The organism is Streptomyces silaceus (assembly GCF_001419745.1).
Taxonomy (GTDB): domain Bacteria; phylum Actinomycetota; class Actinomycetes; order Streptomycetales; family Streptomycetaceae; genus Streptomyces; species Streptomyces silaceus.
Map to the genome: position 1 here is coordinate 165 of NZ_LIRJ01000093.1, position 306 is coordinate 470.

Below are 306 nucleotides of genomic sequence, written 5' to 3' on the forward strand. Positions count from 1 at the left end.
GAACTGCGCCGCATGGGCATCAAGACCGTCATGATCACGGGCGACAACCCGCTGACCGCCAAGGCGATCGCGGACGAGGCGGGCGTGGACGACTTCCTCGCCGAGGCCACGCCCGAGGACAAGATGGCGCTGATCAAGCGCGAGCAGGCCGGCGGCAAGCTGGTCGCGATGACGGGCGACGGCACGAACGACGCGCCCGCGCTGGCCCAGGCGGACGTCGGCGTGGCCATGAACACCGGCACCTCGGCCGCCAAGGAGGCCGGGAACATGGTGGACCTGGACTCCAACCCGACCAAGCTCATCGAG

At 69.6% G+C, this 306-nt stretch carries 1 protein-coding gene; it reads left to right on the top strand.

Annotated features, from left to right (window positions below; genetic code table 11):
• Positions 1-306, top strand: a 306-nt coding sequence (locus AOK22_RS42605) for an HAD-IC family P-type ATPase (protein ID WP_244164730.1), incomplete at both ends; no start/stop codon positions are given.